This is a genomic window from Glutamicibacter sp. NPDC055354 (assembly GCF_053644955.1).
In genome coordinates, this window is record NZ_JBSHMB010000003.1 from 258,942 (window position 1) to 271,482 (window position 12,541).

A 12,541-nucleotide genomic window follows, 5' to 3' on the forward strand; every position below is an offset into this window, starting at 1 on the left:
TTGGACTCACCGACGGGTCCAACCGCCGTTTATTTTTGTCTGCATGAGGAAGGCCTTGAAGCACAGATGAGTTTGATCCCCGGGCGCATTTCCGTGGTTATCCCCGCCTATAACCAAGAAGCATATATTTGCGATGCCTTGTCATCGCTGGTCCGGCAGAAGCTGGGACGCTGGGAGCTGGAAGTGCTCGTGGTTGATGACGCTTCCGATGACCAGACTGCTGCCCTGGTTCGCAGCTACCAAGACCAATTGCCTGGCCTGAACCTGATCTCGCTGCCTGAGAATGCCGGAGTTTCTGCCGCCCGCAATGCCGGGTTGGAACAGGTCACCGGCGAATACTTCACCTTCCTCGACCCCGACGACTGGTACTCCCCCGAGCATTTGGAAGCCCTGGCGGAATCCTTGACCGAACTGCACGTGGACTTCGTGCGTTGCGATCATGTGCGTGTCACCGGCACCAATCGCGTCATCCACCGCGCCCCGCAGGCGTTGCGCGGCATGCCGCTGAACCCGGCCGATGACATTGAACCTATCGATTCGCCGTCCATGGTGGACTACGCCTTCGTGTGGGCGGGCATGTACCGCACCGACCTGATGCGCGCCCGCGAACTGATGTACTTCGACGCGCAGTTGCACAGCGCCGAAGACCGCCTCTGGCTATGGAAGCTGCATCTGAACACCGAGCGCTATTCCGTCGTTTCCTCCCCCGGGGTGTTCTACCGCCGCGGCCTGCCCGGCTCGCTGACCCAGGTCTTCGACCACCGTCAGCTCGGCTTCATTCCGGCCTACTCGCAGATCCTCACCGAGGTGCGCTTGCACCCGGACGCGGATCGCCACCTGCCCAAGGCAATGCGGCAGTTCTTCGCCATCGTGTGCCACCACGAGAAGCGCGCGAAGAACTACCCGCCGGAAGTCCGCTTGGAGATGAAGCAGAAACTGCGCCAGGTATTCACCACTATTGATGCGCCGATGGCCCGCCAGGTTGCCCTCGAGATGGACGTTGCCCGTCGCCGCCATATTCTCTCCTTCCTCCAGCCAGGTCAGATCGGGGCCGCCAAGTGATCGCACTGATTGAAGCCAGCAGCTATTTCCAGCTTGCTTCTCTGGCCGCGATGGCCGATGCAGGACTGCTCCCCGAGGCAGATGAACGAATTCTCGTCTTGGCTAACGGCTCGCAGGTTCCGGAACTGACTACTGCGTTGGATGAAGTCCCGGGCTTCGAGAAGCTTGCCGCCCGCTTTGACCGCGTGGTGGATTTCGCTGCGCTGACCTCCCCGCGTCGCCCGGCACAGTTCAACCCGCGTGAGGACGAGCTGCATATTTTCGAACGCCTCCTGCGCAGCGCTTGGGATCTGGGCAATGAACCCTTGACCTTGGTTCTGGAATCCATCCAGGTCAATCCGGCGCGTGCGCTGGCGCGTATTTTCTTTGATGCCCAGCTGTGGATCCACTCCGACGGCTTGATGTCCTATGGCCCAACCCGTAATCGATTGCCAATGCCGCTTCGCCAGCGCGTCATGGGCACCATCCATGTGGACTTGGTTCCAGGACTGCAGCCTCACCTGCTCGCAGAGCTCGAGCCGCGGCGCGAGGTCTTGGCCACCGGCGGCCTGGCTGCAATCTTCGGCGAACTGGCCCAGGGGGCAGAATTCGATCTGCCAACCGGCAGTGCGCTGATCCTCGGCCAGTATCTGGGTTCCTTGGGCCTGATGGATGCCGAGGAAGAATTCGAGCTGCATCTGGAGATGCTCAACGAGGTGGCCCGCCGGGAAATTTCCACCGTCCTGTTCAAGGCGCACCCATCGGCCAGCGCCACCTCAGCGGCACGCTTGTCTGCAGCCGCCAGGGACATGGGGCTGGATTTCCGGCTGGTCGGCACCGATCATCTGGCGGAAACCGTCATCGCGGCGGTACGTCCAGCCGTGGTGATCTCCTGCTTCTCCACGGGCTTGGCCACCGCCAAGTACATCCTGGATACCGAGGTCTACGCAGTGGGCACCGGCAGACTGCTCCAGGCGCTGGCTCCCTACGAGAATTCCAACCGCATCCCGTTGTCCATCATCCATGCCTTGTTCGTCCAGGACGTGCCGGTTCCGGCGCACGGTGGCGGCAGCGACCGCCTCACCGAACTGCTGGCTGCCGTGGCCTACTGCATGCAGGCCGCGCAACTGCCTCACCTGCGCGAGCAGGCCGAGTCCTTCTTGTCCGCGCACTACCCGGAGTTCTCGGCTCATTTCAAGCGCCGGCGCATCACCAGGCTCGAGCTGCCTCCACGTTGGGCGCACATCAGCTCGCGCCGCTCGCTGCCTTCCAAAGTCCGCGGGGCCTCGCGCCGTGTGCTGCGCAATGGTTCCAAACAGCTGGACACGCTTTCCAAATCCCTGAGCCGACTGGCAAAATGACCCTCACCATGATGAAACTGACTCAACATGACACCCACGAGGTGCCACGCCCGCGTTTCGGCACCGCGCACGTTTGGGTGGAGTCGCCACTGCAGCTGCTTTCGGCGGTAGAAACGCATGCAGCGGGGCTGCTGGGCACGGACATCCGGATCATCCCCCGTCAGGGAATGCCCCTGGAAGCCACGACGCAGGCAATGCTGAATCATGCCCCTGCAGGGGTTCATTTTGAACCGGCCGCTCGTAAGCCTCCGCAGCCCAAGGGCGCTGCCGATCGGTATGTCACCGGCGACGCCTACTCGGGCAAGATCCAGCGCACGCTGCTGGCAGGCGTACGGGCCAAGGAAATCGTGATCATCGATGACGGCATGGCTACGCTGGCCCTGATCAAGCAGCTCATTTCCGATGAGCCCACCCCGTTGGTGCGCGCCCGGACCAGGAATTCCGCAGCACGCGTGGCCATGGGGTTGGCGACCTGGCATCGCTTGCGCCAGCTGGCCCGTGAAGATCGCCTGCTGATCGTTTCAGCGCTGTATGTCGACCCGGCATCCCGTCAGAAGATGGCTGATCTGGGGATCAAATTCGCGCAGCACAAGTTTGAATGGCTCGCTACCCAGCCGGTAGCCGAGCAGTTCACCGAACCTACCTTGCTGATCGGTTCGGCGATGGTGGCTGATGAGCTGATTTTTGAGCAGCCGTATCTGCGCTGGATTGAGCAGATCGCTTCCGAAGGCCCGGTTGCGTACTTCCCGCATCGCCGTGAAACTCCCGAATTGCTGGAGAAGATCTCGAGGATTGATCAGGTGGTGCTCAAGGAGCACACCGTTCCCATTGAAATGCGTTTGCGTGTCCTGCGACCAGGCCAGGAGATCCGAGCCTTGCCTTCCACGGTGATTCCATCCCTGCGCCTGTTGCTGGGTCCTGATGCCCGCTGCCTCTATCCGCAAGCCGTGATTGACAGCTGGTGGACCCCTGGCACCCCATCCGAGTTGCGCGAGCACCTATCCAGTTCATTGAAGGTGTGAATCAGCCGATGAAGCCATCAATACTTGCCATTGCCGACTCGGATTCCTATCTGAAGCTGGCAACGAGCTTCCTGAACCGCCTAGGTCCCTCATGGGATCGCAAGGTGTATTTGGTGCGGACCCCGGTGATGCCGACCGCCGACCAGATCGCAGCCGCCTTTGATGGCACGGATCTGGATCCGGATATCCTGCAGGTGATTTCCGTATCCCAATTAGAAGCCGACACCGTAGATGAAGACATTGTTTTCGCTTCGGCCACCGGGCCGGTAGTTGCCGAGATCTACTCTCGCATGCTTCGCACCGAACCGACTGATGGCCGGTGCACCGCACTGATTTCCGCCCTGCCCGGCGTGGCATTCCCCGCCACGCAAAAGGGGTGGAACTATCGTCGAGCCGGCGATGCGTTCATTTGCCATTCGCATGCCGAAGCCCGTGATTTCTCATTCATGATCGAAGGCCAGGTAGGGCACCAGCCGACCATCATGGTCAGCAAGCTCCCGTTCTTGCACTCGGCAGGATTCCCGCCAGCGCAAAAGCAGGTGGTCGAACGCTTGGTGTTCGCGCCGCAAGCGAAGGTACCTGCCCAAGAGAGCGAACGCGAGTCGATCCTGCTGGCTCTCGAGCAGGCCAGCAAGATGAATCCCGAACTTGAGGTGATCGTCAAGCTCCGCGCCAAGGCCGGTGAGCCCCAAACGCATCTCGAGGCGTTCCCGTACGATTCGCTGTTCGAAAAGTTGCAGTCCGAACGGCGGATCGGGACCGAGTCGCGCCTTCGCTTCGATACCGGATCGATGAGTGAAGCATTGGCCGAAGGCAGCGCCTTGGTGACAGTGTCTTCGACTGCTGCCTTGGAATCAATTGATCGCGGGTTGCCAACGCTGGTCCTTTCCGACTTCGGCGTCAGCGCGCAGATGATCAACACGGTCTTTGTTGCCTCCGGCATCATCGGCACCTTGGATGACGTCGCCGGCTTGAGCTTCGGTGAACCTACCAAAGCCTGGTTGCGGGAAAACTACTTCCACAGGGTGGACCACAGTTTCGTTCAGTCCCTCGAAATTCTCGCGCAGCGAGCTCGTGCTGGAAAGCTGCACACCGATCCGGAAATGCTGGCGCATATTCGCCGCCAGCCTTTGCGCCACCGCCTCAGAACCACGTTGCCTGCACCGCTAGTCAGGGTTTTGGTGAAGTTGCGGCACCACTTCGGGCCAGCGCGCAGAAATGGCGCCAACTCCTGGTCATGACCAACTAAGAATTAGCTCATGAAATGAATTCATGGACTGAATCCATCGTCACCGTCAGGAGTATCCAGCTCTTTGGTGCTTTACCTGTTATTGGTGCATCTGCGCTGAGGCAGTGGAATAATCACCTCGGATTCGCTAGCCCAGAGAGGCCGCCGCGATAGTTATTCGGTGATACCGGGCACGATTGGGAATGTTTGCGCTCCATTAAGACTTAAGATCATTATGGGTCAATTTGCGCAATGCGCTTTTGCGCGCCCTATTGCCCAAAGGTTTTATACATTTCAATAAGGAGTTCATGTGTCGGCGAACCCGATTCGCGTTGCCATCGTAGGCGTAGGCAACTGCGCCACTTCCCTTATCCAAGGTGTTGAGTACTACCGAAACGCCGATGCTGATTCCACGGTTCCAGGTCTCATGCATGTGCAGTTCGGCCAGTACCACGTGGGCGACGTTCAGTTCGTTGCCGCCTTCGATGTCGACGCCAAGAAAGTCGGGCTCGACCTCTCGGAAGCCATCTTGGCCAGCGAGAACAACACCATCAAGATTGCCGACGTTCCAACCACCGGAGTGACCGTTCAGCGCGGCCACACCTTGGATGGCCTGGGCAAGTACTACCGCGAGACCATCGAAGAGTCTGCAGCCGAGCCAGTTGACATCGTCCAATCCCTGAAGGACAACGAAGTCGATGTCCTGGTTTGCTACCTGCCAGTTGGTTCCGAGCAGGCCGCCAAGTTCTACGCACAGTGCGCCATCGACGCAGGCGTTGCATTCGTCAATGCCCTGCCAGTATTCATCGCCGGCACCCCAGAGTGGGCGCAGAAGTTCACTGACGCCGGTGTGCCAATCGTTGGCGACGACATCAAGAGCCAGATCGGCGCAACCATCACCCACCGCGTGATGGCCAAGTTGTTCGAAGACCGCGGCGTTGTCCTGGACCGCACCTACCAGCTGAACGTTGGCGGCAACATGGACTTCAAGAACATGCTCGAGCGCGATCGCCTGGAGTCCAAGAAGATCTCCAAGACCCAGGCAGTCACCTCGAACACCTCCGCCGCCCTGGGCGAAGACGACGTGCACATCGGCCCAAGCGACTACGTTGCATGGCTTGATGACCGCAAGTGGGCTTTCGTCCGCCTCGAGGGCCGCAACTTCGGCGATGCTCCGGTCAACCTGGAATACAAGCTGGAAGTTTGGGACTCGCCAAACTCGGCCGGCGTGATCATCGATGCCGTACGCGCAGCGAAGATCGCCCTGGACCGCGGCATCGGCGGTCCGATCCTGTCGGCTTCGAGCTACTTCATGAAGTCGCCACCAGAGCAGTACGACGATGAGACCGCGCGCAACAAGGTGGAAGCCTTCATTCGCGGCGACATCGAGCGCTAGCCCTCCGCGTTAGCGGAACGGCAATGGCCAGGACCGTTCGGTCCTGGCCATTGCTGTATTCGACAGTGCTCTGGATGCGGAGAAGCCCGCCGGCTTGCAGGCCGGCGGGCCTCTTGGCGATGCCTTGCGAGTTCATCATGGGTACCTCGGATTCTTGTTAGCGGGCAACGGTAATGGCGTTGCCGGCCTTAGCGAATTCGAAGGTACATTTCTGGTGGCACGTGGTTCTTCAGCTCACGCTGACGCATGCGGCGGTTGAACTCGGTGCTATCAAGGTTGGTGAACTTGCGCTTGTCTTGACGATTTTTCATTTGCTGTCCCTCCCTTCGGTCAAAGTAGAAGGGGAGGGAAGATCTTGGCGCGTAGTTGAAATGGCGCGAGCTTTCAGGCTTTCTGGTCCTGCGAAGATTAATTCCGAGGTGCGAACTGCCCGTTGAGCGGATGAGGAGAACAGTGGACTAGGCATGAAAAAACTTCCTAAGGGTGAGAGTCGATTACTGACCTGCAACCTCAGGAACTTATGCGGAATTTACCGTGAGTTAGGAATCCGCTTGTCCGGAGGTTGGGGAAATGAGCTTGCACAGACGAGACATGGGAGAGCCGCCAATAAATCGCGCTCCGCGATGAGTCTCTGTGTACCAATTGGTATTAATCATTTCGCCACCTCCTAAAATCTGCTCTCGGCCGGCCATGGATGCCATGGGGCCTCTTTGAAAAGTTTTCTCGATCCGCAAGTCTCATTGAGACTTCCCAATCACAGTATTCAGCATACATGGATTATCCCCGATGCGCTACAAATTTGCGCAGAAACTTTAAGCACTTTCCCGGGGACGGCAAAAGCACCCGAATCCATGCGGATTTCAGGTGCTTTTCCCTTGGTGCTCAGGTCAGAGGTTACCCCTCGGTAGCCGATTCCTGGGCTTCAGGCTGTTCTTTCCACCAGGCGCGCAAGCGCTCAGTGGCGATTTCCGCGCCCAGCGGGCCTTCGTCCAAACGCAGTTCCAAGAGGAACTTGTATGCGCGGCCAACGACCTTGCTCGGCTTGATTCCCAACAGGTGCATGATCTGCTCGCCGTCAAGATCCGGGCGGATTGACTGGAGCTCTTCTTGCTCGGCGATCTGCGCGATGCGCGCCTCGAGGTCGTCGTAGGCAAAAGCTAGGCGGTCGGCCTTCTTGCGATTGCGGGTGGTGACATCCGAACGGGTCAGGCGGTGCAGGTGCTCGAGCAGGTCTCCAGCATCGGTGACGTAACGGCGCACCGCCGAGTCGGTCCAGCCGGCCTCGCCGTAGCCATAGAAGCGCATGTGCAACTCGACCAGTCGGGCTACGGACTTGGTGGTGTCCTTGTCGAAACGCAGGGCGCGCATACGCGCCTTGACGAGCTTCGAACCCACCATGTCATGGTGGCGGAAGGATACCGCGCCGCTTGGTTCAAATTTGCGGGTCGCCGGCTTACCGATATCGTGCATCAGCGCCGCGAAGCGCAACACGAAGTTCGGGCCGGGAACAGGTCCCTCTTCGTCGGTTTCCAACGCCATGGCTTGTTCCAGCACGGTCAGCGAATGCTGGTAGACATCCTTGTGCCGGTGGTGCTCGTCAATTTCCAGACGCAGTGCCGAGACTTCGGGCAGCACCTTATCGGCCAGGCCAGTTTCCACCAGAAGGTCGATTCCCGCGCGCGGGTCTGCACCGTTGATCAGCTTGACCAGTTCATCGCGAACCCGCTCGGAGGAAATGATGTCGATCCGATCGGTCATTCCGCTCATGGCTTCGCGCACCTCTGGACTGACTTCGATCTTCAGCTGCGAAGCAAAACGGGCAGCACGCATCATGCGCAGCGGATCGTCAGAGAAGGAGATATCAGGTGCACCAGGGGTGCGGATGGACCCGTCTTCCAGCGAGCTTACGCCGTCGAAAGGATCCACCAGCTCGAGCTGCGGCAAGCGCAGAGCCATCGAGTTCATGGTGAAGTCCCGGCGGAAGAGATCGTCGTGCAGGTTATCACCGAAGGCAACGATCGGCTTGCGCGACTCCGTGTCATAGGCATCAGCGCGGTAGGTCGTGACCTCTAGCGTGTGTTCGCCCTTCTTGAAGGCAATAGTTCCAAACTCGCGTCCCACATCCCAAACGTTATCGGCCCAGCCGGAAATCACCTTGATGGTTTCTTCCGGGCGAGCGCTGGTGGTGAAATCGAGGTCCGGGGATACGCGTCCCAAGTACAGATCCCGAACCGGCCCACCTACCAGCGACAATTCATGGCCCGCCCGAACAAAACGGTCGGCCAAGTCGAAAATAACCGAGGGCAGGATTTGACGCAGTGCGTCAGGCGAGGGAAGTGCATGCATAGTTACTTAAGCGTGCCAGAAATCCCGGAAGAATGCTTGAAATTCCGACGGATTTGCCTGCGAGATAACTTACTTGTCCACGTCGATCAGGCGGCGAACGGTACTTTCTCGATAGAGTGGTTCCATGAACCGACCGATCCCGTCTGCCCCAAAGCGCACCCCATTGACTGCGTCAATGGCTCGCGCGCAGGCAACTGGCGGTCACACGAGCCTGCCGACCGTGGAAGAAGTCTCTTCCGGCGGCATCGTGATCGACTTCAACGACCCCACCTTCCCAGTGGCCATCATTGCCCGGTACAACCGTGGCGGACGGCTGGAATGGTGCCTGCCCAAGGGCCACCCGGAGGGCGTGGAAACCAATGAGGAAGCGGCTATCCGCGAAATCGAGGAAGAGACCGGCATTGCCGGACGCATCCTCGCCCCGCTGGGTTCGGTCGACTACTGGTTCACCGTGACGAATTACCGTGTGCACAAGACCGTGCACCATTTCCTGCTGGAAGCTACCGGCGGGCATCTGACGATCGAGAATGATCCCGATCATGAAGCCGTCGATGTTGCCTGGGTCCCCATCGGTTCCCTGGGCAAGCGCCTGTCCTTCCCTAATGAGCGCCGGATCGCTGATCTGGCACGCGAGGTCCTTACAAAGCATGTCTCAGGTTCCTAATCCATCTGCGGGCTCCGATCAGCTACACACCGGAGCCATGGACGTAGTCGCCGGACCTCCCCCGCAGCAGGCAGCTCAGCCTGTTGGCTCGCGCTCCAGGATCTATGCCCTGATGGCCTCCGGCACGATGGTCTCCCGCTTGCTGGGCTTCGTGCGCACGGCCTTGCTGGCGATGGCCATTGGTTCGGTCACCTCGGTGGCTGACATCTTTGAAAAAGCCAATATCATCCCGACTATCATCTACATGCTGCTGGCCGGCGGCATTTTCAACGTCGTGCTGATCCCGCAGCTGATCAAGGCCTCCAAGGCGAAGGACCGCGGCGCCGCGTACACGTCGAAATTGGTGACGCTGACCGTCGTGGGCATGGGTATCCTGACTCTGATCCTCACGCTCTGCGCCAGGCCATTGATCACAGTGCTCACCAATAACTGGACCGAGCCGATGATCGCGTTGGGAACGGCCTTTGCCTACTGGTCGCTGCCGCAGATCTTCTTCTATGGGCTCTACGCAGTACTGGGCCAGGTGCTGAACGCGAATGGCCGCTTTGCCGCATTCATGTGGGCTCCTGCGGTCAACAACATCATCCAGCTGATCGTCATTGGCGCTTTCATCCTGACTTTCGGCGCCTACTCTTCGGGCGACCCGATGCAGGATTGGAGCGGCGTCAAGACCATGTGGCTGGCTGGCGGTGCCACCATGGGTATCGTATTGCAGTCGGTGGCGCTGTTCTGGCCACTGAAGAAGACCGGGCTGAAACTGACACTGGACTTCCAATGGCGCGGCATGGGACTGCGCCACGTGGGCAAGCTGGCGATCTGGACCCTGGCGGCCATGGTGATCGGCAATCTCTCCTCGCTGGTGTACTCCAAGATCGTGTCCGGAGCTACCGCGGCTCGAGCGCAGCTGCCTCCCGAACAGGCCGCCTCGGTAGCCGGCGAGTACGCCTTGAACACCTCGCAGTTGATCACCGTGCTGCCGCACTCCCTGTTCGCGCTGACCGTCGCCACCGTGCTGTTCAACGACTTCGCCCGGGCATTTACCGAGAACCGCCGCAAGGATGTTGGCAAGCTGCTCAATCAGGGCATGCGCTCCACCGCAATCCCTATCGTGTTCTGCACGCTGGTCTTCATCGTGCTGGCCGGACCGCTAGGCAGGCTCTTTGCCGGCAACTCCGAGAATGCTGCGCAGGCCGCGGGCGCTCTCGGGCAGCTGCTGGTGCTCACCGCGCTTGGGCTGCCGTTCAAGTCCTTGCAGTTCTTCATGCTGCGTGTCTTCTACGCAGAGGAAGATACCCGCACCCCGATGCTGATCCAGTCGGCCACCGCCGGGCTCGGATTGATCTTGGCGTTCGCCGCTGCAGCCGTGGTCGATCCACTGCATATCGCCGCCGCCATTGCCTTCATCTACGGCTTGACCAACGTGCTGACCTGCATCGGCACCCACTATCTGATCAAGCGCCGCTACGGCAACTATGGTGTTTCCTCTGTCATCGACACCTACATTCGAGTCGGTTGGATGGCTACGCTCTCCTCCATCATTGGATGCATCGCGCTCTGGCTGCTGGGTGGATTCAACTTCGGATTCGCCTACGACTCCGTATTCAGCGCCCTGGTTTCGGTGGCTATTGTCGCGCTGGTGATGGGCATCGTCTTCATTGGCTTGCTGTACAAAACCAAGGTCCCGGAGCTCCAGTCGTTCCTGGGTCCGATCCTTCGCAGAATCCCGGGACTCAATCGCTGATGGTCCGCTGAAACTTGCTAGTGATTCTGGGCAAATAGGCACCAAATAGCTTGATCTGACCGGTAACATGGCAGGTGGTGGTCCGTGGACCGCCACCGAACCAAAATCAACCCCTTGGAGATGCACGTGTCGCAGCCAATCGATGTCGGCTCTGTCCTCAGCGGTCGCTACCAAGTAACCGAGAGTGTCCTTTCATCAGCTGAAGGAGACTTGGTACTCGGTGGCGTAGACCAGGTACTGAACCGCTCGGTCAGCATCATGGTGGCTTCCGTGGAGAATTCATCGCAGCTGGCAACGAGCGCACGCGAAATCGCCATGGGCGAGCGCGCTTCGAACGTTCAGGTGCTGGATCTGGGCATCACCGATGCCAACCAGACCTACCTCGTCGCCAACACCGCGCGTTCCTCGGACCTGCTGGACCTGGTTTTGGAAACCGACGACGCTCCATATGTTGAGCCGTTCTTCACCGACACCCTGGGCACCGAGATCTTCGGCGAGTCCCGCCAGGCCGTCCCAGAGACCTATGAGGACGACAACGAGTACTACGACCAGCTGCAGTACGAAGACGAACCAGAGCAGCAGGGCAAGATCGGTTCCGCCTTGGCTGGTGGCTTCGCAGGACTGAAGAACCGGTTCGGCAAGAAGAACCAGGAACAGCCTGAAGAAGAACAGTTCGACCAGACTGCGCCTAATGAGCAGGTTCCCGCCACCATGGCTACCCCGGTCGCGCCAGCTGAAAAGCCAGCGGCCGAAGACAAGCCGAAGGTCTCCCGCCTGGAAGACGAAGACGAGCCTAATGTCACCGCAACCGCGGCCCTGGCTGCCGCTGCGCAGTCCAAGGGCAAGACGCCGGCCAAGCCTACCCAGAAGCCTGCCGAGGAAGACGAGAAGCCGGCAAAGAAGAAGGCTGCAGCAGCTGGAGCCGTAGCCGGCGCAGGCGCCGCTGCGGGTGCCGCCGCTGCCGCTGCTCCGAAAGCCTCGACCTTCCCCGCAGCTGCCAAGAATGCTCCTGCCCAGGACCCCCAGGTCGGCGAAGTGGAAGAGGAAGAAGGCGGTTCCAAGGGAACTCGCCTGCTGGTTGGCGCCGTCTTGCTCATCGTGCTGATTGTTGCAGTCGTGTTCGCTTTCAACTTCCTTGGTGGGGACAAGAACACCACCGCCGATGGCGAGCAGCCAACTGCCGTGGAGTCCCCGGAAAAGCCATCCGAGACCGAGAAGGAAAAGGACTCAACTGAGGACGCCTTGCCTGCTCCGAAGATCGACGACGTATCCCGCCTGGTTCCCGGCAATCAGCAGCTGAACTCCGAAACCGATGGCAAGCTGGGCCAGATGATCGACGGCAACGCCTCGAGCACCTACTCAACGTACTCGTACACCACCGCTGATTTTGGCGGCTTCGCTTCCAACATGGTCTTCATCCTGGAACTGGACGAGAAGTCCAAGATCTCCGAGGTCAATCTCGAGGGCCTGAACGGCACCGGCGGCAACTACGAAATCCTCGTCGGCGAATCCGAAGACCTGGGCGATGCCAAGTCGGTAGCCAAGGGTTCATTCTCCGGTCCTTCGGTATCGGTAACTGCCAAGGACGACGACAAGGACTACATGGAAGGAACCCACGTGTTCCTGGACATCACCGACCTGCCTCGCAAGGCATCCGGCGGCAATGATTCACGTCCATTCGGTCTCCAGATCGGTGAATTCTCCGCCAAGTAATAGAAGCGGAATTTTTTACGAAAGCAATG

The 12,541-nt window shown here is 59.6% G+C and carries 10 protein-coding genes; 8 read left to right on the forward strand and 2 right to left on the reverse strand.

What is annotated here, in order from left to right:
- The first annotated feature begins 66 nt into the window (after window positions 1-66).
- The 5 genes from ACWICV_RS14485 to ACWICV_RS14505 all read left to right on the forward strand — a co-directional run bounded on the left by ACWICV_RS14485 (window position 67) and on the right by ACWICV_RS14505 (window position 6,048).
- Window positions 67-1,062, forward strand: coding sequence for a glycosyltransferase family 2 protein (locus ACWICV_RS14485; RefSeq protein ID WP_105656603.1), 996 nt, complete (start codon window positions 67-69; stop codon window positions 1,060-1,062).
- Entirely contained in the window at window positions 1,059-2,402 is a 1,344-nt protein-coding gene (locus tag ACWICV_RS14490; protein ID WP_105656604.1) for a polysialyltransferase family glycosyltransferase, read from the forward strand. Before ACWICV_RS14485 ends, ACWICV_RS14490 begins: the two co-directional genes overlap by 4 nt.
- On the forward strand, window positions 2,399-3,424 hold the full coding sequence (locus ACWICV_RS14495) for a hypothetical protein (RefSeq protein ID WP_105656605.1): 1,026 nt from the start codon (window positions 2,399-2,401) through the stop codon (window positions 3,422-3,424). Before ACWICV_RS14490 ends, ACWICV_RS14495 begins: the two co-directional genes overlap by 4 nt.
- An 8-nt stretch (window positions 3,425-3,432) precedes the next feature.
- Complete coding sequence (locus ACWICV_RS14500; RefSeq protein WP_454091170.1) at window positions 3,433-4,665, forward strand: DUF6716 putative glycosyltransferase; 1,233 nt, start codon at window positions 3,433-3,435, stop codon at window positions 4,663-4,665.
- Between the two features lie 297 nt (window positions 4,666-4,962).
- Window positions 4,963-6,048: an inositol-3-phosphate synthase gene (locus ACWICV_RS14505; RefSeq protein WP_105656607.1), complete on the forward strand. Its 1,086-nt coding sequence runs from the start codon at window positions 4,963-4,965 to the stop codon at window positions 6,046-6,048.
- Between the two features lie 188 nt (window positions 6,049-6,236).
- Here ACWICV_RS14505 and ACWICV_RS14510 read toward each other — a convergent pair whose 3' ends face one another.
- Together ACWICV_RS14510 and ACWICV_RS14515 are read right to left on the reverse strand one after the other, a co-directional pair.
- Window positions 6,237-6,359 (reverse strand): hypothetical protein, encoded by a 123-nt coding sequence (locus ACWICV_RS14510; protein WP_454091169.1) that lies wholly within the window; start codon window positions 6,357-6,359, stop codon window positions 6,237-6,239.
- Between the two features lie 583 nt (window positions 6,360-6,942).
- The gene (locus ACWICV_RS14515) at window positions 6,943-8,394 is read right to left on the reverse strand and encodes a CCA tRNA nucleotidyltransferase (protein WP_454091168.1); all 1,452 of its coding nucleotides are present in this window, start codon (window positions 8,392-8,394) and stop codon (window positions 6,943-6,945) included.
- Between the two features lie 124 nt (window positions 8,395-8,518).
- Here ACWICV_RS14515 and ACWICV_RS14520 point away from each other — a divergent pair, with 124 nt between their 5' ends.
- From ACWICV_RS14520 to ACWICV_RS14530, 3 genes are all read left to right on the forward strand, one after another.
- Window positions 8,519-9,058: an NUDIX domain-containing protein gene (locus tag ACWICV_RS14520; RefSeq protein ID WP_105656609.1), complete on the forward strand. Its 540-nt coding sequence runs from the start codon at window positions 8,519-8,521 to the stop codon at window positions 9,056-9,058.
- A 37-nt stretch (window positions 9,059-9,095) separates the two neighbouring features.
- Window positions 9,096-10,799: a murein biosynthesis integral membrane protein MurJ gene (gene murJ, locus ACWICV_RS14525; RefSeq protein WP_454091167.1), complete on the forward strand. Its 1,704-nt coding sequence runs from the start codon at window positions 9,096-9,098 to the stop codon at window positions 10,797-10,799.
- A 126-nt stretch (window positions 10,800-10,925) separates the two neighbouring features.
- Window positions 10,926-12,512 (forward strand): hypothetical protein, encoded by a 1,587-nt coding sequence (locus ACWICV_RS14530; RefSeq protein WP_400289716.1) that lies wholly within the window; start codon window positions 10,926-10,928, stop codon window positions 12,510-12,512.
- Window positions 12,513-12,541: the final 29 nt, after the last annotated feature.

What these genes read in the sequence shown, in the direction of transcription:
- ACWICV_RS14515 (WP_454091168.1), bottom strand. Translation starts at nt 8,394, where the DNA reads ATGCATGCACTTCCCTCGCCTGACGCACTGCGTCAAATCCTGCCCTCG.
- ACWICV_RS14495 (WP_105656605.1), top strand. Translation starts at nt 2,399, where the DNA reads ATGACCCTCACCATGATGAAACTGACTCAACATGACACCCACGAGGTG.
- ACWICV_RS14510 (WP_454091169.1), bottom strand. Translation starts at nt 6,359, where the DNA reads ATGAAAAATCGTCAAGACAAGCGCAAGTTCACCAACCTTGATAGCACC.
- murJ (WP_454091167.1), top strand. Translation starts at nt 9,096, where the DNA reads ATGGACGTAGTCGCCGGACCTCCCCCGCAGCAGGCAGCTCAGCCTGTT.
- ACWICV_RS14520 (WP_105656609.1), top strand. Translation starts at nt 8,519, where the DNA reads ATGAACCGACCGATCCCGTCTGCCCCAAAGCGCACCCCATTGACTGCG.
- ACWICV_RS14485 (WP_105656603.1), top strand. Translation starts at nt 67, where the DNA reads ATGAGTTTGATCCCCGGGCGCATTTCCGTGGTTATCCCCGCCTATAAC.
- ACWICV_RS14500 (WP_454091170.1), top strand. Translation starts at nt 3,433, where the DNA reads ATGAAGCCATCAATACTTGCCATTGCCGACTCGGATTCCTATCTGAAG.